Source organism: Pontibacter sp. Tf4 (assembly GCF_014212495.1).
Taxonomy (GTDB): domain Bacteria; phylum Bacteroidota; class Bacteroidia; order Cytophagales; family Hymenobacteraceae; genus Pontibacter.
Genome location: NZ_JACKZC010000006.1, coordinates 48,510 through 74,591 on the forward strand (window position 1 = coordinate 48,510; position 26,082 = coordinate 74,591).

17 protein-coding genes are annotated in these 26,082 nt (G+C 50.8%); 7 read left to right on the plus strand and 10 right to left on the minus strand.

Annotation, left to right across the window (positions count from 1 at the left end):
- Window positions 1-97 precede the first annotated feature (97 nt).
- The 5 genes from H7F15_RS11010 to H7F15_RS11030 all read right to left on the minus strand — a co-directional run bounded on the left by H7F15_RS11010 (window position 98) and on the right by H7F15_RS11030 (window position 7,283).
- A complete protein-coding gene (locus H7F15_RS11010) occupies window positions 98-2,302 on the minus strand; it encodes a S9 family peptidase (protein ID WP_185197032.1) in 2,205 nt (734 codons plus the stop codon).
- A 357-nt stretch (window positions 2,303-2,659) separates the two neighbouring features.
- The gene (locus tag H7F15_RS11015) at window positions 2,660-3,907 is read right to left on the minus strand and encodes an FAD-binding oxidoreductase (RefSeq protein WP_185197033.1); all 1,248 of its coding nucleotides are present in this window, start codon (window positions 3,905-3,907) and stop codon (window positions 2,660-2,662) included.
- Between the two features lies 1 nt (window position 3,908).
- Window positions 3,909-4,910 (minus strand): 4-hydroxyproline epimerase, encoded by a 1,002-nt coding sequence (locus H7F15_RS11020; protein ID WP_185197034.1) that lies wholly within the window; start codon window positions 4,908-4,910, stop codon window positions 3,909-3,911.
- A 2-nt stretch (window positions 4,911-4,912) separates the two neighbouring features.
- Window positions 4,913-6,373, minus strand: a complete 1,461-nt coding sequence (locus H7F15_RS11025; protein WP_185197035.1) for an aldehyde dehydrogenase (NADP(+)) — start codon at window positions 6,371-6,373, stop codon at window positions 4,913-4,915.
- The gene (locus H7F15_RS11030) at window positions 6,363-7,283 is read right to left on the minus strand and encodes a dihydrodipicolinate synthase family protein (protein ID WP_185197266.1); all 921 of its coding nucleotides are present in this window, start codon (window positions 7,281-7,283) and stop codon (window positions 6,363-6,365) included. The genes H7F15_RS11025 and H7F15_RS11030 overlap by 11 nt, the downstream gene beginning before the upstream one ends.
- 138 nt (window positions 7,284-7,421) lie before the next feature.
- Here H7F15_RS11030 and H7F15_RS11035 point away from each other — a divergent pair, with 138 nt between their 5' ends.
- The 4 genes from H7F15_RS11035 (at window position 7,422) to H7F15_RS11050 (ending at window position 12,903) form a co-directional block, all read left to right on the plus strand.
- Window positions 7,422-8,297 (plus strand): AraC family transcriptional regulator, encoded by an 876-nt coding sequence (locus H7F15_RS11035; protein WP_185197036.1) that lies wholly within the window; start codon window positions 7,422-7,424, stop codon window positions 8,295-8,297.
- Between the two features lie 15 nt (window positions 8,298-8,312).
- The gene (locus tag H7F15_RS11040) at window positions 8,313-9,698 is read left to right on the plus strand and encodes an aminopeptidase P family protein (protein ID WP_185197037.1); all 1,386 of its coding nucleotides are present in this window, start codon (window positions 8,313-8,315) and stop codon (window positions 9,696-9,698) included.
- 491 nt (window positions 9,699-10,189) lie between these two features.
- Entirely contained in the window at window positions 10,190-11,005 is an 816-nt protein-coding gene (locus H7F15_RS11045; protein ID WP_185197038.1) for a bile acid:sodium symporter family protein, read from the plus strand.
- A gap of 119 nt (window positions 11,006-11,124) precedes the next feature.
- Window positions 11,125-12,903, plus strand: a complete 1,779-nt coding sequence (locus H7F15_RS11050) for a SulP family inorganic anion transporter (protein ID WP_185197039.1) — start codon at window positions 11,125-11,127, stop codon at window positions 12,901-12,903.
- Between the two features lie 207 nt (window positions 12,904-13,110).
- On the opposite strand, the gene H7F15_RS11055 is transcribed toward H7F15_RS11050, so the two are convergent.
- Window positions 13,111-13,989 carry a Rieske 2Fe-2S domain-containing protein gene (locus H7F15_RS11055; protein WP_185197040.1) on the minus strand — a complete coding sequence of 293 codons (879 nt, stop codon included), beginning with the start codon at window positions 13,987-13,989 and terminating at the stop codon, window positions 13,111-13,113.
- 436 nt (window positions 13,990-14,425) lie between these two features.
- Between H7F15_RS11055 and H7F15_RS11060 the strand changes: the two genes are divergently transcribed.
- Both H7F15_RS11060 and H7F15_RS11065 read left to right on the plus strand, forming a co-directional pair.
- A complete protein-coding gene (locus H7F15_RS11060; RefSeq protein ID WP_185197041.1) occupies window positions 14,426-15,157 on the plus strand; it encodes an SIMPL domain-containing protein in 732 nt (243 codons plus the stop codon).
- Window positions 15,158-15,393: 236 nt separating this feature from the next.
- Window positions 15,394-16,887, plus strand: coding sequence for a peptide MFS transporter (locus H7F15_RS11065; protein WP_185197042.1), 1,494 nt, complete (start codon window positions 15,394-15,396; stop codon window positions 16,885-16,887).
- A gap of 108 nt (window positions 16,888-16,995) precedes the next feature.
- On the opposite strand, the gene H7F15_RS11070 is transcribed toward H7F15_RS11065, so the two are convergent.
- From H7F15_RS11070 to H7F15_RS11085, 4 genes are all read right to left on the minus strand, one after another.
- On the minus strand, window positions 16,996-18,306 hold the full coding sequence (locus H7F15_RS11070; protein ID WP_185197043.1) for a hypothetical protein: 1,311 nt from the start codon (window positions 18,304-18,306) through the stop codon (window positions 16,996-16,998).
- 21 nt (window positions 18,307-18,327) lie between these two features.
- Window positions 18,328-19,320: a PorP/SprF family type IX secretion system membrane protein gene (locus H7F15_RS11075; RefSeq protein ID WP_185197044.1), complete on the minus strand. Its 993-nt coding sequence runs from the start codon at window positions 19,318-19,320 to the stop codon at window positions 18,328-18,330.
- Between the two features lie 5 nt (window positions 19,321-19,325).
- Window positions 19,326-23,963: an HYR domain-containing protein gene (locus H7F15_RS11080; RefSeq protein ID WP_185197045.1), complete on the minus strand. Its 4,638-nt coding sequence runs from the start codon at window positions 23,961-23,963 to the stop codon at window positions 19,326-19,328.
- Window positions 23,964-24,831: 868 nt separating this feature from the next.
- Window positions 24,832-25,263, minus strand: coding sequence for a tRNA (5-methylaminomethyl-2-thiouridylate)-methyltransferase (locus H7F15_RS11085; RefSeq protein ID WP_221627053.1), 432 nt, complete (start codon window positions 25,261-25,263; stop codon window positions 24,832-24,834).
- Window positions 25,264-25,381: 118 nt separating this feature from the next.
- On the opposite strand from H7F15_RS11085, the gene H7F15_RS11090 reads away from it, so the two are divergent.
- The gene (locus H7F15_RS11090; RefSeq protein WP_255481191.1) at window positions 25,382-26,071 is read left to right on the plus strand and encodes an RNA polymerase sigma factor; all 690 of its coding nucleotides are present in this window, start codon (window positions 25,382-25,384) and stop codon (window positions 26,069-26,071) included.
- The last annotated feature ends 11 nt before the right edge of the window (window positions 26,072-26,082 follow it).

Here is a 26,082-nt window from a genome sequence, read left to right on the forward strand (position 1 = left end):
TCAGAGTGCTATAGTTCGGATAAACTATAGCACAACTATAAAACAAAAGCCGGCAGCAATCAGATTGCTGCCGGCTTTTATGCTTACAAACTATAGCTTATCTGCCACCTGGCGGGCAGTATTGTCTCAGGTAATTTGTGAACAGCGTAGACAGGTGCACGCCTGTGCCCTCTCCTTCCGAAATGCTGTGCGAGCGGTTCGGGTATGGCATAAACTGGAACTGCTTGTTGTACTTGATCAGCTCGTTTACCAGTTGCTCGGCATTGTTGTAGTGCACGTTATCGTCGCCGGTACCGTGGATGTACAGTAGGTTGCCCTGCAGGTTTTTAGCGTACGTAATCGGTGAACCTTTCACAAAATCTTCGCGGTTTTCCTGTGGCAGGCCCATGTAACGCTCCTGGTAAATATTGTCGTAGGTAAGCTGGTTAGCCACAGCTGCTACCGAAATACCGGTTTTATAGATATCCGGATGCTGGAAAAGCAGGTTAAGTGTGGCAGAACCACCACCGCTCCAGCCCCACACCGCAACACGCGATGCATCCACATACGGCAGTTTCAGCAGCTCGCGGGCGGCGGCAGCCTGATCAGAAATGTTAAGCTGGCCTACTTTGCGGTAAATACTCTTGCGCCAGTCTCTTCCTTTCGGGGCAGGCGTACCACGGTTATCCACCGATACATAAATATAGCCGTCTTCCGCCATGTCGCCACCGTACAGGAAATTCATGCCTGCGCCATAGGTATCAGTTACTGTTTGGCTGGCTGGTTCTGAGTACACATAGAACACGATCGGGTATTTCTTCTTCGGGTCGAATTTGGCAGGTTTGGCCATCCAGGCATCCATTTCCACACCATCTGCTGTCTTAACTTTGATGAACTCTACTCTGTTGGCAGCTTTATCGGCGCTGGCCAAAGCTTTTTGCACGGCGCTCTCGCCACCTAATGCCTTGTGATTTGGTAATGCTACCCACTCACCAACCGGCCTGGTGTAATGGTTAGAAAAACGGTGCTGCGCATACTTTGCATTCGGCGACAAACTATAGCTGTGCGTGCCCGGTTGTGATGCCGGCGTCAGGCGCTCGGCCTTACCTTTTCCGTTCAGGCGCGTGCGGTACAGGTATTGCTGTGTAGCGTTTTCCGGCGACGCCAGGAAGTAAACATAGCCGCCTTTTTCATCAATTCCGGCAATCTCCATCACATCATAGTTGCCTTTTGTGATCAGGTGCTCTTTTTTGCCATCGCGGCTTACGCGGTACAGGTGTCGCCAGCCATCTTTTTCACTGGCCCATAAAAACTCTTTGCCGCCATTCAGCCAGTCCCAGCCGCCGTAACTATAGGTTCTGTCCCAGGTAGGCAGAATATCTATCCAGGCCTCGTCTTTCTCTTTCAGTATCTGGCGGGTTTTACCATTATCGGCCTGGCACAGATAAAGGGTGCTTTCGTTCTGCTTACGGTTCAGCTGCTGCACGATCAGTTCGTTGGTATTGGTGGTCCACTCCATGCGGGGCAGGTAGGTATTTTTCGGATCTCCCGGAATTTCCATCCAACGGGTAACTGCATTATCTACGCCAACTACGCCGATCTTGTAAGGCGATGGCGCTTCGCCGGCAACCGGGTACTCTACCGGAATTACCTTGGCATACACACCATCCAGCATGTCGAACATGATGTAGTCTTTTACCTGTGTGGCATCCAGTTGCCAGTAGGCGATCTTTTTGCTGTCCGGGCTCCAGCGGAAACCATCGCGGGCAGAGAACTCTTCTTCGTAAGCCCAGTCAAATGTACCATTGATGAGCTTGCGGGTGCCATCTTTGGTCAACTGCTTTTGCTGGCCACTTTGCAGGTCATCTACATAAATATTGTGCTCGCTCACGTAAGCTACCTTACTGCCATCCGGCGAAAACTTGGCAAACATCAGCGACGATTCCGGTCTGCCGGCTCCTACCTGTTGCAGGGTTTTCTTTTGGAGATCATACACCCAGTAGTCGCCCCGTGTATCGTAGCGCCACACTTTCTGAGTGTTTGTATAGATCAGCACCTTCTGCTCATCTGCCGACAGGTCAAAACTCCTGATCTTCAACGGTTCTGTTTTTCCGGCTGGCACAAGCGCCGTTTTGTTCAGGAAGATCTCAGTGGCGTCTTCAGGGAGTTTATGCTTTACCAGTTGCCCCTGCTCGGCCTGCACGTAGGTGTCGCCGGACTTAAGCCACTGCCGGTTCTGGTAGCCCTGTGCCAGCGTGGTGAAGGAGATAAAAAGCAGCAGCAGTAACTGCAACAGAAAGGTCCGTAGTTTTAAATTGTACATGGGTGGTTTAGTTTGTGGTAGTTGCGAATTATGAGACTTTAAAGAAATTCTGCTGACCCGGAAGTTCGTACGTAACGTCCGGGCCGGAAGCAGGAAATTAGCAAATTAATTTGTTCCCAGCTATAGTTCAGACTTATGAATTGCCATTCCGCTATTTCAGACTTCCCATTCTGCTTACTGCTCTTTTGGACTTCCCATTCCTATTGCTCTTTCGGACTTCCCAGTCCGAAAGCCATCTGCCGGGGATTTCCTAATCCCCGTGTTGCAGCCTACGCGGATTAGGAAATCCGCTTCAGTTGAAGTTCCGGATTAGGAAATCCGGAACAGCGAAATAAAACTATAGCTATAGCTGTTAACTTAATTATACCTGTCCGGTGAGAAGGCGTCGGTTAGCAGTTGCGCTTTTCTGTTCAGCAATTGTTCCGCCAATACTTTGCCGGTGGCCGGGGCCAGGCTCACACCCATCATACTATGGCCGGTACCGAAAAGCACATTGCTCCAGCGCTGCGTGGCGCCAATATAAGGCAGCCCATCCGGCGAACATGGGCGCAACCCGCTCCAGATCGTATCCTGCTTTGGGAAGGTATGATTAAAGTTGGCGTAGTAATCCGGAATAGCATCAAAAATACCGCGTACCCGCTTCTGGTTTATAGTTTGGTTGGTACCGGTTATCTCCATAGTGCCGCCAAAACGCACTTGCTCCCCAAATGGAGTTACGGCAACTTTTCGCTCGCACAGGATGGCAGGAATTTGCAGCGCCGGCTGGTTCTGCTGCATAAAACTATAGCCTTTGCCCGAGAGCATCGGCAGGTAAATACCCAGCTTATCTGCCAGCTCGCCGGACCACGCACCCGCGCAAACTATAAGCTGATCGCAGGTGATACCGCCTTTGTTGGTAACTATAGTTTGAATGCGGTCGCCTTTATACTCAAACTTCAACACCCGCGCCAGCGGCACCATGTTCACGCCTTTTGCCTTCAGGTAATCTTTCAAAAAGCCATGCAGTTTAGACGGATCCAGGTGAGCATCGCCTGTAAAATGCACGGCACCGCGCACATCCAGTTCTACATCCGGTTCCAGTTGCTGCGCTTCCTGCCTTGAGAGGACATTTGCTTCCAGCCCGTGCTGGTTTGCCAGGTGCGCCATTTCCACTTCTTCCCGCTCCATTTCCGGAGTCCGGTATAACATCAGCAGGCCTTTTTCTTCCAGCCCTATCTGAGATTCAGGGTGTTGTTCTGCAAAATCCTGGTACAGGCGCTTGCTCAGCAAACTCAGGTTTTTCAGGTACGGAATACTGTGCTCTACGTGCTGTTTGGTAGATGCCCTGTAAAAATGCAGGCACCACTGCAGCAAACGCCTGTCCAGCCGGGGGTGAATGTAAAAAGGACTGGTAGCGGAGAACATCCACTTCAGTCCTTTACTGATCATACCCGGCGAAGCCAGTGGCACAATATGGCTCGGCACGATCATCCCGGCATTACCTGTCGAGCAGCCCTGTTGCATGTCGCCCTGGTCGAGCAGGGTTACGTTAAAGCCTTCTTCCGAAAGGTAATAAGCCGTAAACAGCCCCACAATGCCGCCGCCGATTATAGTTACGTTGCTCATATCAGATTACCTGGAAACCGTGAATGTATGGATCTTCCTCATCAAAAAAGATGGTGTTATGGCCTGTAATGATGGCCCAGCCTTCGATGCCGGGATAAATAGCAGGTTTGCCAGCCACGGTGGTCTCCCCTTCTATCGTGCCGGTAAACACCGAACCGATGATGCTTTCGTGGATGAACTTCTGACCGGGTTTTAGCTTGCCTTTGGTGTACCACTGCGCCATACGCGCCGAAGTGCCGGTGCCACAGGGCGATCGATCAATGGCTTTATCACCATAAAAAACAGCGTTGCGGGCTGTGGAAGTAGATGCCAGCGGATCTCCGGACCAGAGAATATGCGAAAGGCCGCTTATTGCAGGGTTATCAGGATGCACAAAAGTGTACTGCTCGTTCAGGCGCTGCCGCAGCACACGGCTCCAGGAAATAAGCTTATCCGCCGTATAGTTCTGCATGCCGTTGAAGTTTTCCTGCGGATCAACTATAGCATAAAAGTTACCGCCATAGGCCACATCCACCTTTAGTTCACCCAGCTCCGGACATTCCACCGTCAACCCTTCCGAATCGAGGTAAGAGGCCACGTTGGTCAGTTTTACTGATTTCACTTTATCACCTTCCTGGGTATACTGCACAAGCACGAGCCCGGCGGGCGTTTCAAGGCGCAGCTGGCCTGGTGTTTTCGGGGTGATCAGGCCTTCTTCCAGCGCTATAGTTACCGTACCGATGGTACCGTGACCGCACATAGGCAGGCATCCGCTCGTTTCAATGTAAAGTACAGCCACATCATTTTCAGGGTCGTGGGGCGGGTACAGAATGCTACCCGACATCATATCATGGCCGCGCGGCTCAAACATCAGCCCTTTCCGGATCCAGTCGTACTCTTTAAGGAAGTGAAGGCGCTTTTCGCTCATGTTCTGGCCCTGCAGCACAGGGCCGCCGCTTGCCACCAGGCGCACCGGGTTGCCGCAGGTGTGGGCATCGATACAAAAGAATGTTTTCCGGGCCATACTTATTCGTTGATGCTGTTTTGGGTTAATTTTCCGTTAATAGTGCGCCAGATGCCTGTGCTGTTCCCGTTCTGCAACTCCTGCGGCAAAAGTGCCTGCGGTGCCGACTGAAACGTAACCGGACGGGCAAAACGTTTGATGGCATACACGCCTACCGACGTACTGCGGCTGTCGGTGGTAGCCGGAAACGGGCCGCCGTGCGTCATGGCATAGCTTACTTCTACCCCGGTTGGTACGCCGGCAAAAAGCAAACGTCCGCACTTATCACGCAGCACATCGGTCAGTTGTTGTTGTAGTTGCTGTTCCTGGTCTGTGCCCCAGAGCGTGCAGGTAAGTTGCCCCTGCAGCGCGTTGGCAGCAGCCAGTAATTCGTCTGTATTCTTATAGGTTACTACCAGCGTAAACGGCCCGAAGATCTCTTCCTGCAGGGCTGGGTTCTGTAACCACTGCTGCACATCAGTTCGTGCCAGCGCAGCACGACCTTCCAGCACATCAGTTTCCTGCTGAACTATAGCCTGTACTCCCTGCTCTTTCAGCAATTTATTCAGTCCGGTATAGTAGTTTCCGGCTATACCTTCATGCAGCATATTGGCAGGAACAGCCTTGCTCAATTCTTCTTCCAAAGCTTCCATAAAAGGATTGGTTGCATCCGATTCCTGCACAAATAGCAAACCCGGACAGGTACAGAATTGCCCGGAACCTAACAGCACCGAAGCGGCTGCCTGTTTTGCTAGTTGTTCTGTATCGTGTTTCAGCTTTTCAGGAAGGATGAACAGGGGGTTGGTACTACCCATCTCGGCATACACCGGTATCGGTACTTCGCGTTGCATGGCCAGGTCGAAAATAGCTTTGCCACCTTTGTAGGAACCTGTAAAAGCCACTGCTTTTGTAGTTGTATGTTTTACCAACTCCTGCCCTACCTCTACGCCACCACTAACATGCTGAAAAACACCTTCCGGCAGTCCGCATTTCTGTAAAGAGTTAGAGATGGCTCCATATACCAATTGAGAAGTTTTCGGGTGGCCCGGATGTTCTTTGTAAACTACGGTACAGCCCGAAGCCAGCGCAGAAGCCGAATCGCCGCCCGCTGTAGAAAATGCGAGCGGAAAGTTACTTGCCCCAAACACAACTACCGGCCCGAGCGGCACCAGCATACGACGCATGTCAGGACGCGGCAATGGCTGACGGTCCGGCAGGGCAGTGTCTATAGTTGCTTCTACCCAGGAACCTTCTTCCACCACGTCGGCAAATAACCGCAGCTGGTTACAGGTGCGCCCGCGCTCGCCGGTCAGGCGAGCCAGGGGAAGGTTGCTTTCGCGGCTGGCCGTTTCCAGCAACGTATCGCCTAAGGCTTCAATTTCTTCGGCTATAGTTCGGAGCAGTTGCGCTCGCTGTGCCGGAGTGGTTTTCTTGTATACTTCAAAGGCCTGCGCTGCCTGTATCATTGCATTTTTATAGGGCATAGGATTCTTCTTTAAAAGCCGGCAAGGCAGGTCTATTGTCTATTCCTTTCTGAATGGTAGCGATTACGGCTTCGCGTTCTTCCCCGATCAATGGCAGGCGTGGCGCACGCACATGCTCGGTACCAATACCTTCCATCTGCTCTGCCAGCTTAATGTACTGCACCAGTTTCGGGTGAATATCGAGTTCTAGCAAAGGCATAAACCAACGGTAAATCTCCAGTGCTTCCTGCGTTCTTCCGGCCTTGGCTAATTTAAACACTGCCATCGTCTCTTTCGGGAAAGCGCAAACCAGTCCGGCTACCCAGCCATGGGCTCCCATCAGCAGGCTTTCCAGCGCCAGGGTATCTACGCCACAAAGTATTTTAATGCGGTCGCCGAAACGGTTCAGCATACGGGTTACGTTGGTCAGGTCGCGGGTTGATTCCTTTACAGCCTGAATGTTGTCGTGCACGAGTAGTTCCTCAAACATCTCCAGGGTGATGCTGCGCTTATAGTCTACCGGGTTGTTGTAGAGCATAATGGGCAGCGATGTGCTTTCTGCTACAGCTTTAAAGAAGGCGACCGTCTCGCGGTGGTCGGAGTAGTAACGCATCGGCGGAAGCAGCATCAGACCACTCGCGCCCATTTCTTCTGCTTCGCGGGCACGGAGTATGGCTTCCTGGGTAGCCCCTTCGGCAATGTTCATGATCACCGGTACTTTACCGGCCACATAGGCAATCGTTCTGCGGGTAAGTTCCTGTTTTTCGTCGGTGCGCAGTACGCTGGCTTCGCCCAGGGTACCGCCCAGTATAATGCCGTCTACACCGGCTTCCAGTTGGGCATCTATGTTCTTAAAACAGGTTTCAAAGTCAAGGCTGCCATCGGCATGAAATTTTGTGGTAAGTGCAGGAAATACTCCGTTCCAGTTGATCATGATAAGAAGGGTTTTGGTTCTATTTCAAAGGTAGGCGACCGGCACACCAAAATCCTGTACTGGATTAATAAGTACTGGTAGTATATTGACCTTATTTTTGCAAGTCCCACAGAAATTAGCTAACATGGTACCACCATGAAGGTCATCCCGTTTAAAATACCGAAGTCGAGCAAAGAGCTGATCCGCTACCAGGTGGACTGCCAGCCCTACTTCTACGATAAGCTGCACCAGCACCCCGAAATACAGCTGAGCTGCATCCTATCGGGAGAAGGAAAACTGATCGTGGGTGACTACATTGGCCGCTTTGAGCCAGGCGATATTTTCCTGCTGGGCCGTAACGTACCCCATGTTTTCCGGAGTGATGATGCGTATTACAAGCCCGAAAGCCAGAAGCAAAGCCATAGTATCATAGTGTTCTTCGACCTGCATGCGTTCGGCAACGAATTCTGGACATCAGAAGAACTGCAGGAAGCAAAGGATTTTTTTGAGCACCTGAACGGCTGTTACCGGGTACAGGTGACGGATCAGGAAAGTTTTATCCGGCAGATACAGCAACTACAGCACAAGGAGAAACTGGAAAAGGTACTGGGTGCCCTGCAACTGGTGGATGTGCTAATGCGACATGCAACGCTCCGGCGCCTGAACCTGGGCGACCAGATGCACAACCTGAACGAGCGCGAGGGCAAACGGATGGAGCAGGTCGTACAGTTTCTGGTAGAAGAAAGTCATCGCCAACTGAGCCTGGAAGAAGTGGCATCGGTAGCCAACATGAGCCGCGAAGCCTTCTGCCGGTTTTTTAAAGACCGCACCCGCAAAACCTTAGTCACGTTTTTAAACGAGCTGCGCGTAAACAATGCCTGCCATGCGCTGCTGCACACCGACCAGACCATAGCCGGCATTGCTTTTTCCTGCGGCTTTGCCAACCTGTCGCACTTTAACCGGGTATTTGCAAAAACCATTGGCACCACCCCGCGCGAGTTCCGGCGCCAGGCAACTATAACCAAAGTATAACCCAACTATAGCCTTATGAATACTACCAACCCATTTGATGCAGAAACCTTCACACAGCGCCGCCAGCAGCTAAAACAACAGCTTGGCGAAGGCCTGATCGTGTTACTGGGCAACGAAGAAGCCAGCATGAACTATAAAGACAACTGGTACCCGTTTTACCAGGACAGCACGTTCCGCTATTACTTCGGCATCGATCTCTCCGGTCTGACCGGGGTTATCAATATCGATACAAACGAAGAGATCATTTTCGGGCCTGAGCAAAGCATAGATGACGTGATCTGGACAGGACCGCTTCCGAGCCTGGCCTCGCTGGCTGAGCAGGTGGGAATAAAAAAAGTAATGCCTGTCAGGAAAATAGCGGACTATCTGAAAAGCACAAAAAAACTACACTATCTGCCACCTTACCGCCCGGAACATGAACTTAAACTACAGGCCTGGACTGGCAAAACTGTATTGGAACCAAGCCTGCAATTGATACAAGCTATAGTTGCGCAGCGCTCCATTAAATCGGATGCTGAAGTAGCTGAGATTGAAAAGGCCGTGACCTATACTTCGCGCATGCACCGTAACGTGATGCAGTTTGCCCGCGAAGCCATGAAGGAACATGAGGTGGCTGCCGAAGCCGTACGGTATGCTGAATCTACAAACAACCTGCTTTCCTTTCCGCTTATCTGCACCACGCAGGGCCAGGTACTGCACAACCATTACCGCGGCAACACCCTGCAGCCCGGCGATATGCTGTTATTTGATGGCGGCATACAAACCCCGGCTGGCTACGCAGGCGACATGACGCGTACCATTCCGGTTGGCACTACTTTTACCGAGCGACAGCGTGAACTATACCAGGTGGTGCTGGACACACACGAAGCCGCCATGGCAGCCCTGAAACCGGGGATCTTATACAAAGACGTGCACCTGCTGGCCTGTCGGAAACTGACTGATGGACTGAAACAGGTTGGCCTGATGCGCGGCGATACCGAAGAAGCGGTGCAGGCCGGTGCACATACCATGTTCTTCCAGTGCGGCCTGGGCCACATGATGGGCATGGACGTGCATGACATGGAAAACCTGGGCGAGCAATACGTAGGCTATACACCGGAGCTGCGCAAAAGCACCGAATTCGGGTTGAAGTCGCTGCGCCTGGGCCGTGCTTTGGAACCGGGTTTTGTGTTGACCGTGGAGCCGGGCATTTACATTATTCCGGAACTGATCGACATGCGACGAAACGATAAAGTGGCGCAGCAATTCATCAACTTTGATAAGCTGGACAGCTACCGTGATTTTGGCGGCATCCGGATAGAAGATGACCTGCTGATAACTGAAAATGGAAGTCGCATACTGGGCGAACCGCTGCCTAAAACTATAGCTGAGGTTGAGGCTATGCGGCAGCAGGCACTATAGTTTAACAGAGTTACCGCTACCGGTCTGGTGATTTGTCCCGGGCTGGTAGCGGTAATTCCTCTCTCATTTTTGCGGAGCGGAGATCAGGAGTGTCCCGTTTTGCCGTTATCCATTTCCCCAGCCTCGATATCCATCCTGTTTTTGCATTTCGGCAAGCTTTTAACAATCTGCACCTTCTGCCTGTTACCTATAGTTCAGGCGTATATTCTGATGCTATAGTTTGTCGTTTAAATGCAGGAAGCGACGCTCAGGCTACCAAAGCTGTAGTAGATTCACATCTATCTATAGTTACCTTTTAATTCCCTGTTTCCTGCTGATTTCCTGTCCTTCACTACAACCGAACTGTTTTCTAACATGTAGCCGAATACAGATATCGGGTGTTCTTACAAACCCGGGACTTTGCTGTACGTTAAGCTTATCAAACTATAGCTCAGCAAAGTAGGCTACAACTATAACAGCTCCGCCATAGCAGCCCCCAGACACCGAATTGAATGAAGGAGTTTTTACCAGGGTTCCTGAATATGATTGTACCGGTATTTTCGGTGCTGAGCATGTTTTCTGCGGGGCTGCCCTATACGCTTCAGTACTTAACAGAGCCTCTGAAGAACAGGAAAGGCGTGGTACTGGCTCTGTTGGCAAACTTCATACTGGTTCCTGCACTCACTATACTCATTATAAAGGTTTTCTCGTTACATCCCACCCTGGAGGCAGGACTGGTATTGGCAGCTTGTGGTGCCGGGGCTCCTTTTCTGATACAACTGGCCGGCATGGCAAAGGTGGATGTTGCGCTTGCAGCCACCTGCCTGATCCTGCTGTTGCCCGCCACAGCTATTTTTATGCCCATTGTGGTGCCGCTGGCCATCCCCGAAGCCGACGTGAATGCCTGGAGTATCCTGAAGCCGCTCTTACTCACCATGCTGCTGCCCCTGGTTGCCGGTATTCTGCTTAAACGTTTCCTGCCTATGTGGGCCGAGCGACTACAACCCTGGGCGGCAAAACTATCCGGTATCGCGCTGGTGCTTTTATTTTTAACCTCGCTGCTGCTCTACTTCGGAACCGTTATCTCCCTGTTCGGGACCGGTGCTATTCTGTCAGCTGTAGTTTTTGTGCTGGGTTGTTACGCCATCGGGTACCTTATTGCCTGGCGGGAAAGCATCCGTGAACTGATCGGATTGGCCACAGCCCAGCGCAACATAGCTGCCGCCACCGTGGTGGCTACCCTTAGTTTCGAGACCAGAGGTCCTCTTGTCATGGTCATCATTATTTCGCTTATCAGCATGGCTATTCTGTTTCCGCTGGCCTGGTGACTGGGCAGAAGAAAACAGGATGAAATACCCGACCCCGGCCCCAACTATAAAGAGTGACAAGAGCAGCGGCAAATCGTATAGTTTGATTAGCAAACAGCAGGTACTGTAAACTATAGACAATGGGAGAAACTACGGAAGAGGAAAAGGCCACCACACCAGACAATGAGTTTCATTTGCCCGGACTTTCGGTGCTGCGCGATGCGGTGCAGAATGCCTCTAAAAAAGTACCGCCGCGCAACAAACTGCAACAGGATGCCATTGCCGGCATGACCACCGCCGTAAGCAGCCTTCCTGATGGCATGGCAAACGGCTTATTGGCAGGCGTAAACCCCATTTACGGATTATATGCCTGTATAGCAGGCCCTTTAGTTGGTGGTATTTTTTCCAGTACCCAGTTAATGATGATCACTGCCACCAGTGCCTCTGCGATCATGGCCGGCCAGACCATCCGTAGCCTGCCTGCCGAAGAGCGGGCACAGGTATTTTTCCTGCTGGTGGTGTTGATCGGGGTGGTACAGGCCATTATGGGACTGTTAGGCATGGGCCGGCTGACGCGTTTTGTGTCCTTTTCTGTTATGACCGGTTTCCTGACCGGCATCTCGGTTCTGTTGGTCATGAGCCAGCTCCCTACTGCCACCGGCTATGCCCCGGAAGGCAGCAACAGCATCGTCCAGACATTTGATTTGTTGCTGCACATAGGTCAGGTTCACCTGCAAAGCGTAAGCATGGCTGCCTTAACCATTCTGCTGGCTATCTTTCTGCAGAAAACCCCGCTCAAAAAATTCTTCGCTTTAATTGCCATTGCTATCCCCTCGCTTATAGTTTATTTCTTCGATCTGGAAGGTGTAAAAGTGGTGCAGGATATAGGTGATATCAGCGGCAGTACGCCAAGCCTGGTGGTGCCCCCGTTTTCGGCCATCAGCCTTGAGGTAATTACCGGTGCCATAGCCGTAGCCATCGTTATCCTGATACAGGGAGCCGGGGTAAGCCAGAACGTACCCAATAAAAACGGCGAGAGCACCAGCACCTCCCGCGACTTTGTGGCACAGGGAGCCGCCAATATTGCCAGCGGTTTTATACAGGGCTTGCCCGTTGGTGGGTCGTTGGGAACTACGGCTGTTAATGTGCTGGCGCGGGCGCAAACCCGGTGGGCCGTCATTTTCTCTGGCCTGGCAATGACGCTTATTGTTGTGGCACTGTCAACTATAGTTGCTCATACGGCCATGCCTTCTCTGGGTGCCATGCTTATACTGGCCGGCATCCGGAGTATCAAGCTTTCAGATATTGTTGCAACCTGGAATTCGGGGTGGAGTTCGTGGCCCTCGTTGCTGGCCGGCGGTGTAACTTTTGGCGCGACGCTGGTTTTGCCTATCCCTACGGCAGTGGGCATCGGCGTGCTGCTTTCGGCTTTCCTTTTTGTCACACAATCCTCTACCGAGATAACCTTGGTTGAGCTCAGAAAACGATCGGATGGAACTATAGAAGAACACAAGCCACCCAAAACCCTGAAAGGAAACCAGGTAACGGTACTGAACGTGTATGGCAACCTGTTTTATGCCGGCGCCAGAACCCTGGAACACCTGCTGCCTAAACCTGAAGACGCCCGGAACCCGGTGGTGATCCTCCGCCTGAGAGGCCGGAAGAAACTGGGGCCAACGCTGGTTTCGGTGCTGGCAGACTATGCCTCCCTGCTGCATGATGTAAACGGCAAACTATACCTGACGGGTGTCAGCGAGCAGGTGTACAGGGAAGTAATGCACTCCGATAAACTGCGCATCAATGGTCCGGTAAAAGCATTCAGACAAGAACCCGGCCTGGGCATATCAACCCACAACGCGGTAGTGGACGCAGAAGGCTGGCTGCTGGATAGCGAGGAAAATGAAGCTGAAAAGCGATAGGGCTGAGATCTACCTTATTGCTGCACAACTATAGCATAACGCAAGCTTCTTTACCGGATACCGAACCTGCGCACTGCAAATTGAACAAATGGTGTTTTTGAAACTATAAACTATAGCCTGGCCAGTGCCAGCGGCAGCCCACCAGCAGAGAACATTGAGCAGCAGGCTCCAAACTATAGTTTACAGTTACTGGCAGCGTTGTGTTTATCATGCCGGGCGCACTTCTATCTGTCCGTTCCGGGTCCTGACTTCGTACTTTGGCTGCGGTGCTGTGGCAGGCCCTTCCGCCACACTGCCATCTTCCAGCGAGAAAACCGAACCGTGCCATGGACACTTTACCTTTAACCCATCCAGCAACTCTCCTTCCGAGAGCGGACCACCAAGGTGGGAACAGGTATGGGCCAGTGCATAGATCCTGCCCTCTTTGCGGGCCAGCAGCACCGGCACTTCTCCGGCCTTTACACAACGCATCGTGTTATCCGCTAATTCGGCTTCGGGCAGAACGGCTACAAAATCAGCAGGTGGCTCGTCGGAAGTGGCGGTATGGTCTACGCCGGTTTGCATGCCAAATACCAGGTGCCCGCCCAGGTACGCTCCCGCGCTAACTACGCCATACCCGAGCATTGACAAGCCAATGGCCGTTTTGCGCGTTTTTTTGCGCCGCCGCAGCACCAGCGAGGTCAGGTAAAGGGCAGCCGCTCCGGCGTTCAGCATCCCGTGCATCAATCCTACGCTGCGCATTTCCTTGCTTGTGGCGGTCCAGTCGGTAAGTCCGGTAATGGCTGAGCCTACGGCACCTACCAGCCCTACGGCTACCGCTGCATCAGCGCCGGGCGCGTACTTTTTCTCGCCCATCAGTTCCATGGTATCCAGTACAGCGGCAGTTGTCCACGACCCGATCGGCACGTCGGTAATGGCAGGGTGCAAAGGGTGCCCAAGCCAGGTGCCATGCAAAGCATCTTTTACAACCCGCCCCGTTTCGCCGGCGGATTCAAACGCATTTAAAACGGCAGGCTGAACGGCATCGCCGGCCGCATCCAGCCACTCCTGCTTTCCTATAGTTTCGATCAGGGACTTCTGCTCCATTAGCTTTATCTTATTTTAAATTGAACACTGCTCCTATCAACGAAGAAAAGTATAGTATGTTTTGATGACGGCTGGTACGGAACTATAGCTGTACCTTATCAGTAAAAAGGCTTTGCATTTCCTGGTTTGCTATAGTTGTAACCTTTCAGGAAACAGCATAGCATCTTGCCTTTGGGGTATTAATCAGATCAGGGAAGTTCTATGTTTGTCCAGTTTAAAACCATCTGCAAAGCCAGGCCACCTATCATCCTTACACGCTATCGCTGATTAGCTTATATGAGAGACTTACGCTGCAGATCTCCGATCTCGTATAGTTATAGAAATATCTTGCTCCGGTGTTGCAACAGAAAGCAGAAGCAGGTAACTTAAATGCAGGTTAGGCACAAAACTTGTGTTGCCACCAAACTATAGCCCTGAAAAAACAAATCCTGCCACTATGAGAAATTACACCAGCGCCATCCTGTTTTCGGTAGCCATTATCATCTCGGCCATTGTGCTGGGCAATGCCTACATCAAACGCAGCAAGCCCGAAGGCGAAATTGCTGTAACCGGCAACGGCAGCCGCGATTTTACCTCTGACCTTATTGTGTGGGAAGGCAGCTTTATAAAGCAGGGGCAGGACCTGAAAACCGCATCGGCCCAGCTGGAGCAGGACAAACAGATCATAGCCGGGTACTTAACCAAAAACGGTATCAACCCCAGCGAGGTAGTGTTCAGCGCCATCGAAATAACCGAACAGCAACGCCCCAAATATTCCGACAAGGGACAGTACATGGGCGATGAATTCATCGGTTACCGGCTCACCCAGTCTATCCAGATCACCTCCAAAGAGATCGAAAAGATAGAGGACATTTCGCGCCGCATTACAGAGCTGCTGAACGAAGGCATACAACTGAACTCGCAACCGCCGCGCTACTACTATACCAAGCTATCGGACCTTAAAATTGAACTGATCTCGGAAGCGACGAAAGATGCGCGCGAACGGGCCGAAAAGATCTCACAGAACTCGGGCAGCGAGATCGGCGACCTTATTTCTGCCAGCCTCGGCATTTTCCAGATAACCGGGCAGAACTCGAACGAAGAATACTCGTGGGGTGGCACGTTCAATACATCCTCTAAAGAAAAAACAGCTTCTATTACCGTGAAACTAAACTATAGGGTAAAATAAGCGGCAACTATAAACTATAGTTACACCATGTAGCTTGTCTGTAATAGTGCAACTATAGTTTGCCTGTTGGCTGCCGTTCCTCTACCCTGACTATAAAAACGCCCCGGGCTATGCCTGCAGGCTACGAGAGTTGAGAAATCAGTATATTAGCACGCCTTTTGCTTTGCAGCAGAAGCACCAATTCCGTTTACAAACTATAGCACACCTGCAAAACACCTAACAACACGAACACCTATATGGACCTGACAGAAACCAAGGTACCCGAAGCCCCTGCCGCTACGGGCCACCCGAAACAATTATACATGCTGTTTTTTGCCGAGATGTGGGAACGCTTCTCGTTTTACGGCATGAAAGCCCTGTTGCTTGCCTACATGGTAACCGAGCTAAAGTTTGACGAACCAAAAGGCTACGCCATCCTCGGCTCTTATGCTGCCCTGGTGTACACCATGCCCTTGTTTGGCGGCGTGATGGCAGACAGGTATCTCGGCTACCGCAAAGCCGTGTTATATGGCGGCATTCTGATGAGTATCGGTCACCTGGTGCTGGCGGTGCCCGAAGACTGGAGCTTCTTTTTCGGGATGGCCTTTATCATTTGTGGCAACGGCTTCTTTAAACCGAACATTTCCAGTTTGGTAGGCACCCTGTATGCCGACAACGATCCGCGCAAAGACAGTGGTTTTTCTATTTTCTACATGGGCATCAACATCGGGGCGGCGCTTGGCGGCCTGCTTTGCGGCTACGTAGGGCAGCAGATCAACTGGCATTACGGTTTCGGATTAGCCGGTATCTTCATGATCCTGGGGCTGATCGTATTTGCCATCGGTCGTAAATCACTGAAAGAAAAAGGCCTGCCACCTGACCCGGCTGCGCTTAACAAGCCGCTGTTTGCAGGCATCTCTACAGAAATCTGGATCTATGCCGGTTCGCTGTTAGTGATCCCAGTGATTGTGGCTCTCTTCCACCGCTACGAGCTCATGGATTTTATCATGTTCGGGCTGGGCGCCGTATCGTTAATCTACATCCTCTACATTGCTTTTCAGCTGGAAAGTATTGCCCGTAACAAGCTTTTTGCTGCGCTGGTACTTATCATTTTCTCTACGCTGTTCTGGGCCTTTTACGAGCAGAACGCCGGCTCGCTTAACCTGTTTGCCATGCGCAACGTGGACATGCACGTAGCCGGTTTTGAATTACCGGCGCTGGCAGTAAACAACTTTCTGCCGCCGGCTTGGGTTATTGTGCTGAGCTTCTTTTTTGCCTGGCTGTGGCCTGCCCTTAACCGCAAAGGCCTGGAACCATCTACTCCGCTTAAATTCGGTTTATCGTTCATACTGCTTGGGCTGGGCTTCTGCACCTTTTTTGCCGCCACTGTTTGGGGTGCCGAGTCGGGTCTGATCTCCTTGCCGGCCTTCATCTTTGGTTATTTCTTCATCATCTGCGGTGAGCTGTGTATCTCCCCGATCGGCCTGTCGATGGTAACAAAGCTGGCGCCTGCCAAAATTGTGGCCATGATGATGGGTATCTGGTTTTTTGCCAGTGCCATTGGTGAGTTCCTGGCAGGTAAGATCGGGGCGCTGATGAGTGTGCCGGAAGCGGTAGTGGACAATCCGGTACTGTCGTTGCCTTATTATGCCGATATCATCAGCAAGATCGGGATTTATGCTATTGGCTTCGGTATCCTGCTAATGCTGATAAGCCCCCTCATCCGGAAGTGGATGGCCGATATTCGCTGATCTGTAACTATAGCAACTATAGCAAAACAGGTTAAACAACTATAGCTAAACTAAAAGAGCCTTTCCGCTTTATGCAGAAAGGCTCTTTTAGTTAACAGATCATTGCTTTTACTTAGCTACGCGTATCTCCGCAACACGGAAGTGTTTACCCACTTCTTTCCACACCTTCGAGTCAACGTTTACCTTAAAGTTTTTAGCTGCGAAGTTCTGCTGGATGTACGCTTTCAGCAGTTGGGCGCGCTGTTTACTCACCCTGGCTTTAACATTGCCTGCACCAAGCCCATCGGACATGCCTTTGATGTTAAGCGTAGCTCCCTTTGGCAGCGACTTAAGATAAGTCGTCAGGATCTGCGTCTGTTTGCCGCCCATGTACACCTGGTTTAGCAGGTAGTGCATCGTCAGGCCGTTTTCCTGGTGCGTGACCATGTTGTTCTTCTCCGCTTCTTCCCGGTCCAGCACAAACGCATCATGCGGGCTTGCAGAATGCGACATGAAATCAGCTAACTCGTCTTCTTCAACTATAGCTTTTGTATCCGATTTTATGCTTCCGGGGTCCTGTGAGCCGGAAACAGCATCTGCAAAGCTCAGGTCATCTTCTGCTACGGGGCCTTCATACACCTCTTTGTACTCCATAACAGGCTCGCGGGTATAAATGGCAAAGGCCTTGTCCGTAGCTGCTGAGATCCAGAACTCCTGTTCTCCCTGCTTTTTATAGTAGCTGTTGTAGGTACCGGTGTTGTTCACTACCTCATCAAGCATAAGGGGCTCGCTGCTTATGGCATTGCCTGTAAGCGCAGCACTGTATACCAGGCTTTTATCGCCTTCCTTACGGGTAAAGTAGAGGGTTTCATCGGCTACAAAAGGCGCAAACTCCGGCTGGCGGGTGTTTACCGTTTTGCCCAGGTTTTTAGGTTTGGTCCAGCGGTTGTTTTCCCACTGGCTGATGTATACATCGTCGTAGCCATGGGTTTTGCCCAATTCCGCAGACAGCACCAGCGTATTCTTGTCAGCTGATAAGTGCAAACCCAGATTAGTTGAATGATTCTTCAGTTTTGGCAGCTTACGTTCACCGGTCTTCTCGAAGGCGCCATCTTTTACATTATAAAAGGTAATCGCTTCCTCGTTGCGGCCATTCTTCTGGTACACGTATAATTCGGTGCCAGCTTCGTTTCTCCCGATCACGGTATTGATGGTGCCGGTGTTCAGTGCCGCTTCTTTTTGAATGACGCTCTCCCAGTTCTGCTTACGCTCGCTGTAAATGTACTGGCCATCGGCTTCCTTGCGCGTAAAAAGAAGCAGGTCATTTTCAAGCACCATATAGTCCGCTATTTCCTGCTCCGACTGCAGAATGGGTGCCTGTGCGTGTGCTATAGTTCCGGTAGCCAGTATAAAGGCGATCGTGTATAGTATTTTCTTCATTGTCTCTTTTTCTTTATTTGCTTACCAGATGCTCACTTTTTTGCCATACTTCGGGTATTTGACCGGTACCAGGTTGTAAGTGACCATAATCTCGTTGGTGGCCTTGTTGATATAGCGGGCATCCGCAGCAGGCACCTCGTACACATAGCCCAAGCGCAGCTGGTTCAGCCTGATGCCCCCCTGCAGTGAGTAAGCCAGGTCTTTGCGGTAACCGGCTCCCAACCACAGCATGTTCTGGTACACCGCCTTCACCTGCCCTTCCATGGTCTCCTCCAGCTTCTCGTCGTAGCGGTACAGGCCGTTCACAACCACCCCGATCTGCTCGGTGAGGGCCGTGCGGTAGCCTGCCTGCACCACGTGCTGGCGTGGAAAGCTGCTGTTGAGGTAATCATCGCCCGTAGTCATCTTGCCCTGCATAATATCCTGCATGGCGTAGCCCACATAAAAGTTGTCGACCGTGAGCATCAGGCCCATGTTCAGGTCCACTTTGCCCACTTTGGCGGTCTGGCCGTTGAAGTTCTCAAACTCGGGGTCTCCTTCCTGGTCCATGGTCAACTTGCTGGCATCCAGTTGCTGCGAACTATAGGTAGCGGCCGCTCCCCAGCGCAGGCTCAGCTTCTCCGACAAACGTACCCGCGTGCCGTAGCTCAGATGCAGCTGCGTTTCCGTGAACGGGCCGAAGCGGTCGTTGAGCACGGCCAGGCCAAAGGCATGTTTGGCTTCCAGCTGGCGGTTGTAGTTGTCTTCCCGGTTAGTCTTGAGCAGACCGTCCTTTTTCCAGGAGGCCAGATCAGCCAGGTCCAGTTCGGCGGAGGCGAAGATGGTTTTGGGCGCATCTTCAAAGCCTGTCCACTGGTTGCGGTAATAGGTCTTGAGCATGGAGCCTTCGTAGCCGGTCAGGGCCGGGTTAAAATACTGTTGAAACAGCGAGAAGTTGGCCACATGTTTTCTGTTCTGGGCACTTGCGCCCAGAACAGAAGCCACCAGGGCTATGGTTAATACTATCTTTTTCATTTTGATTACTTCTTAAGAATGGTCACGACACCTTTTTTCACCAGGTTGATATCCTTCACCTGCACGATGTAGAAGAAGGCGCCCTGCAGAACTTGTCCGTTGGCACTGCGTCCGTCCCAGGTCATTTCCGGGTTGGTAGAGTGGAACAGGCGCACACCCGAGCGGTCGAATACTTCCACTTCCACGTTGTTATAGAAGCGCAGTTCCGGAATACTCCACGTGTCGTTGATGCCATCGCCGTTTGGTGAGAATGCGTTCACGATCTTGAGTTTATCTGCTGCCACGCCATAGTTGCTTTTGGTCAGGGTGAAGGCCTTTTCGATCGTGTTCTGGTACGGGTCAGTACTTCTGACACGGAAGCTGAAGCTGGTGCGGCCGGATAAGCCGTTGTTGCTCTTCAGGTAAACCTTATCACCGATCACTTCAAACAAGCTGTTGTCCGTGTCGCCGCTGCCACTTACCAGGGTGTAGACAAACTGGGTGTCATCCGGGTCGGTGGTGGAAAGCGTGCCGATGGCCTCGTCTGCCTTAATGTTCGGGGCAAAGGTAGTCGCGCTGAAAGCAAGGTTGGTAGGCACTTTGTTTGGCTCAACCACTACCGTGATCGCAGCGGTAAGGCCGGTCGTGTTGGTCGTGCCAGAAGCCAAGTCCAGCTGGCCTGTTAAACTATAGTTGCCGGCTACTGTGCCGTTGTAGTTGCCCTGGCTCCAGGTGACACCAATTTGCTCGGTTGAGTTATCAGAGTAAGTAACGGTGATTGTACTTGGCAGCGGCACATTGGCAAACGTGGTCCGGATCGGAACAGTAACAGTGGCCGGTGTGGCTACCGCAACCACATCACGACGAACCGTTACGGTTTGCGTTGCCTTAGTTGTGTTGCCGTTCACATCGGTTACCTCCCAGATTACTATAGTTGTGCCGGTAGCAAATTCAGCCGGAGCATAGTTTTTAATATTGGCTACTGAGCAGTTATCAGCCGTTACCGGTGTGCCTAATGCTACATTAGATGCAGTGTTCTTACCCGGATCTACATCCACTATTATATCGTCAGGCGCTGTAATAGTTGGCTTGATGTTGTCAACCACTGTAACTATAGCGGTAGTAGAGTGGGTATTGCCGCTGTTATCGGTAACGGTTAAGGTAATGGTGTTAGGACCCACGTTGCTGCAGTCAAAAGCGGTTTTGCTTAGTTCGTAAGATGCAATACCGCAGTTGTCCGTGGAGCCATTCTCCACATCCGAAGCAACTATAGTTACCTTACCTGCTTCATCCAGCTCAACGGTGATGTTTTTGGCATTGGCTACCGGCGCTACTTTGTCTTCTACGGTTACTATAGCTGTACCTGTCGCAGAGTTGCCGTTCACGTCCGTTACCGTCAAGGTTACTGTGGCTGTACCGCCGCACGCAAACTCAGTCTGGTCAAGTTTCATGCTGGCGATGCCGCAGTTGTCTGCCGAACTATTGTCGACCATGGCAGGAGTTATAGTTGCTTTGCCATTGGCATCTACCTGAACGGTGATGTTACGGGTAGCTACTACCGGAGCAGTATTATCTTTTACAATTACCTGCTGTGCCTGTGAGCTGGTGTTCCCAGCCGCATCGGTATAGGTCCAGGTAATGGTGTAAGTCCCCTGCGCTGTATAAGACAGCGGATCGGAGGTTGTCGCCGAAACAGTACCATCTACATTATCAGTAGCTGTTGGTACGGTAGCAGTTGCGGCACACTGACCGTTTATAGTTGGCAGTGTAGCTATAGTTGGTACCGGTGCTTCTTTGTCTTCTACAGTCACCAGTTGCGTTGCGTGGGCTTCATTATCTGCAGCATCTGTCACGGTCCAGGTTACTGTAGTCGTGCCCACTGGGAAAGCGGCAGGAGCATTATTCGTAACAGTTACGTCCTGACAGTTATCGGCTGTAGTTGGAGTACCCAGTGCCACACCAGACGCTGTATTCTTGCCTGCATCGGTGTTCACGACAACAGCTACCGGCGCGGTAATAGTAGGATTGATCGGGTCAGCTATAGTTACTACGGCCGTTGCGGTTTGGCTATTGCCATGTACATCGGTTACAGTAAGCGTAACTGTCTTCGGTCCAAGGTCGGTACACGTAAAGCTGGTCTTGCTTAAACTATAGCCATCGGCAGCAATTGCGCAGTTATCGGTAGCGCTATTGATCACATCAGCAGGGGTTATGGTGGCAGCACCATTGGCATCCAGGTTAACCGTGATGTTCTTAGTTACCACTGTTGGTTTCTGCGTATCTGTAACTGTTACATCAAAACTGATCTCCGATGTGTTACCTGCTGCATCGGTTGCAACAAACGTGTTGGTGGTTTTACCAACCGGGAACAAGGCACCAGATGCAAGACCAGCCGTTTGGGTGATCGTAATATCAGTGCCACCGCTATACTTTACAGAGTTCACATAAAGCTTCTGCACGTTGGCATCGGATAAAACAGTAGAGTAATCATAGTTACCGGCATGCTGGAAGCCTATCGCTTTACCTCCATTAGCAAACTCTCTTACAGCAACGGCAGCTCCGTGTTCAGAGGTCATTAATACCTTTGGCTGGTTTTCACTATATGTTCTGGCACCACCAACATTCCCACCTGCACTTGGTAGTACAAAAGATGTCGGAATATCTTTTAGTATCGGATGCGCTGCCTGATCAGCTACTGTGGTATAAGTAACTGCTTCTGTAAACCCACTACTTCTTTCAAGCACCACAATATCCCGCATTGCGGTCGTATAGTCTATTTCATAAGCCGACCATTCGTTGGTGATATAGGTTTTGCCTTGGTTCAGAACAAAATCAACGAGTGCGTTTTGACCGGAAACCGGCATGGCTACATCATAAGTAGTTCCGTTCAAGTGAATAACAGCATCAAATCCTGTCAGAGAGGGGTTTGTACCATCATAGCCGTTTTCGGCTGTAGTACTTAAAGTAACCTCTAACCCGGCAGCAGTGAGAGCGTTTTTCAGGCTTATTGTACTGGCGGTCATTTCATCCCATATTAACAGCACCTTTTTGCCTCCGGCGCTGCAATTGTCGGTAGCAGTTGGTGTTGTATAGGTAACCACTGCACCACATTTATCAACATCATTAATCTTTGTAATAGGAGCTACTGCTGCAAATACCGGGGCCGTAATATCTTTTATGATTACCTGCTGCGTTTGGGCAGCAGTGTTTCCACTTCCATCAGTATATGTCCAGGTAATGGTGTAGGTACCCTGCGCGGTGTAAACTAAAGGATCGGTAGTAGTAGCAGTTATAGTTCCGGCCACGTTGTCTGTAGCAGTTGGCGCAGTTGCAGTTACTGAACACTCGCCCGTCAGCGCTGGCAGGGTGGCTATAGTTGGTACCGGCTTTTCATTATCCTGCACTGTCACCACCTGCGTAGCTGTGGCGGTATTGCCAGCCACATCGGTCACTGTCCAGGTTACTGTGGTGTTTCCTACCGGGAAAGTAGCAGGCGCGTTATTTATAGTTGATGCTACCTGATGATTATCAGCAGTTACCGGAGTACCAAGCACTACACCGGAAGCTGTATTTTTGCCTGCATCCGTAGTCACGGTTAAGGCAGCAGGTGCTGTAATGGTTGGTGCACTCTTATCTATCCTTACTATAAAATCATCACTTTGCCCGATCTCATTTCCAAAAGCGTCAGCTGCAATAGCTTTAAAAGTATAAGTTCTGTCGCTCAGGGTGAATGAGTGGAAAAATGTCCATTTCCCGGATGCATCGGCAGTAGTGCTTCCAATTAAGGAGCCATTTTGTTTTAACGTTACTGTTGAGCCTGATAAGGCAGTACCACTAAGTTGTAGTGTGCCATCGTTCGTAACCGCATCGCTTGCCGAAACGCCCGTATCATCCGAAATGCCGGTTATATCTGTAGCAGATAATAATTTTACAATGATACTACCCGACTGGCTGGTGTAGCTGGTGTAAATAGAAGGGAATACCCGTTCCACGTTCATCTGGAGCACGTATATTTTGCCACCAGCCAGCAATACGAAACCCGGGTCTAAGTTAAAGACCGAGTCGCTGTTTTTCCGGAAGCGTTTTACCTCCGTTAATGAACCGTCAGCAAGTTTCTCAAAAACAGTCACATCAAGCACATTATTGGCACCGCCACCAGCATGCAAGCCTGAAATGAGCTGCATTTTAACTGGAGTCAATGCCAGGAACTCAATGTTTGTATAAAAACGACCTACGCCTCCATGGTTGGCATTAGTTGAAGACTGGTTTCCGGTTAAGGTGAACTGATACCCGTCACCGCTTACCATACTTGTAAGGCTCCCAGATGATGAGATATTCACCCAGCCACCATTTGCATTCTGGATGATTGACGCGCTGTATGTCTGGTTAAGTTGCGCTACAGTTTTCTTTTGCGATTCAGTATGCCCCCAGTACCACCAAACGGCCGCATCGGCCTGCACAAAAGAGGTGGTGGTATTAACCTGTATGAGCTGTGCCTTCGCGTGAAAGCTGATCAGGCTCAGCAGCAGGATGAAGATCCCTGAAAATAACGCTGCTTTTTTTGGCAGGCCAATCGGGCGGGCTGTATCAGAACCGTTTGCTGCGAACCAAGGCGCAGTTACGGTCCGCTGATCCAGATCCCGTTTTTTGTAAAATTTTATCATGTATGTAAAAGGTTGGTTGTGCTAATAAAAATTTATACTAAAATGCCGGTTGCTCCCCGTTTAGGCATCGGTAATGCGGTTGGCGTGGTATAAGAATGCTCCACAACTATAGCCAACACAATGCAGGCAAACAGGCGTAGCTTTACCTAAACTCACGGCGAGGCAGGCAAGAAAAGTAGTATTTTATTTTTGAGGAATGAGAATCCTGAACTGACCTGTAGGGCAGGGAAATGTAGCATGGCTGAGGGCGTGAAAGTTTGGCTATAAGTTGAAAACTAAGCGATTATTAAAAAGCTATAGTTTGTTTTCAGGTGGCAGGCAAAAACGCAAAACAGGTTTTAAATAAAGCTCTAAACCTGTCATATAAAGCTACTTAACTCACTTTCCCTCAGGCTCTATTTTTCACCAAAATAAGCTTCATTTAGTTTTAAATCCAAAGACTCAACAGATAATATTAGAAAATTCATATATTAAATTTCCGTTACTTCTGTTTGACAATCAACTGCTTGCATTACCACCTGTTTTCCGGACAGGCGGAGAGGGTGGTTTAGAACTGAGATGCCTGGCACTGCAGCAGCTTTCGTCTTTTATGAAACAGCACAAAACAACAGCGATCTCTGCTTTTAAACCTATGTTACAACAAGCGATTTAAAAGCAGGGTTAATCCGGCATTTCAAACTAATCGCCCGGAGGAAGTGCTATAGTTGTAGCCATCACTGGTAACTATAATCTGCAACCGTGCAGCCGGCAACTATAGCCCGCCCGGCCAAAATGCAAAACAACCGGCATTTTGTACCGCACAAAAAAAACGGGCCTCCCCGATCCTGCCGGAGAAGCCCGCTTTGGCATAAGCCAGCCTCAGTTTTGTTTACAGATGTGCTTCGTCGGTGCGGGGCAGCAGCAGGTAAAGCGAGAAAGCACCTATCGCCATGACCAGGTCCCGGACGGCAACATCAAAATACTCGCCACTGAGCAGCAGGTTAAGCGCTATGCCAACCAGCCACAGGCACACTACCAACGAGCCTATCTTCGGCCTGATAAGCACCAGTACGCCGGCTATGATCTCGATAACACCCACTATGCTCATAAAGGTATTCACACTAAATGGCAGCATATCGGCCACCACCGGGGCCAGGTACTTATTCCAGTCGGTAAGCAGGTGGGTAAATTTGTCGAGGCCTGCTACAATAGGCACCAGGCCATAGGTGTACTTCAGCAGGTTGGTGGCAGTGGCAAGGCGGTCGTAGGCGGGGCGCTCGGCCCTGTGTGCGCTGGTTGTAGTTGATGCAATTGTTCCCATGATTTTTGTCCTCCTTTTTAATTGGTTTCTGCTGATTAGATGAATGCCGCTGAAATACGTTACAGAATATTGTAACTCCTTCTGCTACTGTACATCTAACTATAAAACCTATTATGCTATGGAAGAGATGAACTATAGAAGCGCCACCGGCGAAGCAGCCCTTACCGATGCCGCCGTAGTGGCCCGCGTGCTAGCCGGCGAAGTATCCCTGTACGAACTGCTGATGCGGCGGCACAACCAGAAACTATACCGGGTTATCCGGAGCTATCTGAAACAGGAACAGGAAGTAGAAGACACCATGCAGGACACCTACCTGAAAGCTTTCGAGAAACTATACCAGTTCCGCAGCGATGCGTTGTTCTCTACCTGGCTCATCCGGATCGGGATTAACAATGCCCTGGCAAAGCTGCGCGAACGGAAACGTTTGTCGCCGGTCGCATTTCTGTTAGACCAGCCGGAAGATTTTTCTCACCTGTTAACTCAAGTAAACTATATGAACCCCGAGCAATTAGCTATCCGGCAGGAAGTAAAGCAACTGCTGGAAAAAGCCATCGACAGCCTGCCTGCCAAATACAGCGTGGTATATAACCTGCGCGAAGTAGAAGGCATGCCCATACAGGAGATCACCCAATGCCTGCACCTGTCGGAAAGTAACGTAAAAGTGCGGCTGCACCGTGCCAAATCCATGCTGAAAGAGAGCCTGTTCAAGCTGTCTGTTAACCGGGATGTATTTGAGTTCGGAAACAAGCGCTGCGATGCCCTGGTGGGCCGCGTACTCAAAGCCCTGCCTTCTGACTATAAACTATAACCTTGCCCGCT

Coding starts and splice junctions, on each gene's coding strand:
- H7F15_RS11010 (WP_185197032.1), bottom strand. CDS start 2,302: ATGTACAATTTAAAACTACGGACCTTTCTGTTGCAGTTACTGCTGCTG.
- H7F15_RS11015 (WP_185197033.1), bottom strand. CDS start 3,907: ATGAGCAACGTAACTATAATCGGCGGCGGCATTGTGGGGCTGTTTACG.
- H7F15_RS11020 (WP_185197034.1), bottom strand. CDS start 4,910: ATGGCCCGGAAAACATTCTTTTGTATCGATGCCCACACCTGCGGCAAC.
- H7F15_RS11025 (WP_185197035.1), bottom strand. CDS start 6,373: ATGCCCTATAAAAATGCAATGATACAGGCAGCGCAGGCCTTTGAAGTA.
- H7F15_RS11035 (WP_185197036.1), top strand. CDS start 7,422: ATGAAGGTCATCCCGTTTAAAATACCGAAGTCGAGCAAAGAGCTGATC.
- H7F15_RS11040 (WP_185197037.1), top strand. CDS start 8,313: ATGAATACTACCAACCCATTTGATGCAGAAACCTTCACACAGCGCCGC.
- H7F15_RS11045 (WP_185197038.1), top strand. CDS start 10,190: ATGAAGGAGTTTTTACCAGGGTTCCTGAATATGATTGTACCGGTATTT.
- H7F15_RS11050 (WP_185197039.1), top strand. CDS start 11,125: ATGGGAGAAACTACGGAAGAGGAAAAGGCCACCACACCAGACAATGAG.
- H7F15_RS11055 (WP_185197040.1), bottom strand. CDS start 13,989: ATGGAGCAGAAGTCCCTGATCGAAACTATAGGAAAGCAGGAGTGGCTG.
- H7F15_RS11060 (WP_185197041.1), top strand. CDS start 14,426: ATGAGAAATTACACCAGCGCCATCCTGTTTTCGGTAGCCATTATCATC.
- H7F15_RS11065 (WP_185197042.1), top strand. CDS start 15,394: ATGGACCTGACAGAAACCAAGGTACCCGAAGCCCCTGCCGCTACGGGC.
- H7F15_RS11070 (WP_185197043.1), bottom strand. CDS start 18,306: ATGAAGAAAATACTATACACGATCGCCTTTATACTGGCTACCGGAACT.
- H7F15_RS11075 (WP_185197044.1), bottom strand. CDS start 19,320: ATGAAAAAGATAGTATTAACCATAGCCCTGGTGGCTTCTGTTCTGGGC.
- H7F15_RS11080 (WP_185197045.1), bottom strand. CDS start 23,963: ATGATAAAATTTTACAAAAAACGGGATCTGGATCAGCGGACCGTAACT.
- H7F15_RS11085 (WP_221627053.1), bottom strand. CDS start 25,263: ATGGGAACAATTGCATCAACTACAACCAGCGCACACAGGGCCGAGCGC.
- H7F15_RS11090 (WP_255481191.1), top strand. CDS start 25,382: ATGGAAGAGATGAACTATAGAAGCGCCACCGGCGAAGCAGCCCTTACC.